Annotated in this window: 1 protein-coding gene; it reads left to right on the forward strand. The window is 55.5% G+C overall.

What is annotated here, in order from left to right:
• Window positions 1-382: pyruvate formate lyase family protein (locus ASV53_RS24865; RefSeq protein WP_239928913.1), on the forward strand; the 382-nt coding region annotated here is incomplete at both ends.

A 382-nucleotide genomic window follows, 5' to 3' on the forward strand; every position in this document is an offset into this window, starting at 1 on the left:
GTGGCATTGCTCACCTCGCTCCCGACTACGAAAAGCTGATCAAGGTTGGTGCGCAAGGTATTATCGATGAAGTGGCATCCATGGAAGCTCAAACCAGCGATCCTGAAAAGCTGGATTTCTACCGGTCAGTCAAGATCGCCATGAGTGGACTGGCGGAATTCGGCGACCGCTATGCGGCAGAGGCCAAGGCAATGGCGGTGCAGGAGAGCGATCCGGTACGAAAGCAAGAGCTTCTGGACATTGCAGCGGTGTGCTCTCGTGTACCACGGCAGGGAGCAACGAACTTCCACGAGGCAGTGCAGTCCATGACACTTGCCCATATTGCCATCTTTCAGGAAACGTTTGGCGAAACGACCTGCCCGGGCCGTATTGACCAGTTCCT

Origin of the sequence: Photobacterium sanguinicancri (genome assembly GCF_002265265.1) — a bacterium.
Classification (GTDB): domain Bacteria; phylum Pseudomonadota; class Gammaproteobacteria; order Enterobacterales; family Vibrionaceae; genus Photobacterium; species Photobacterium sanguinicancri.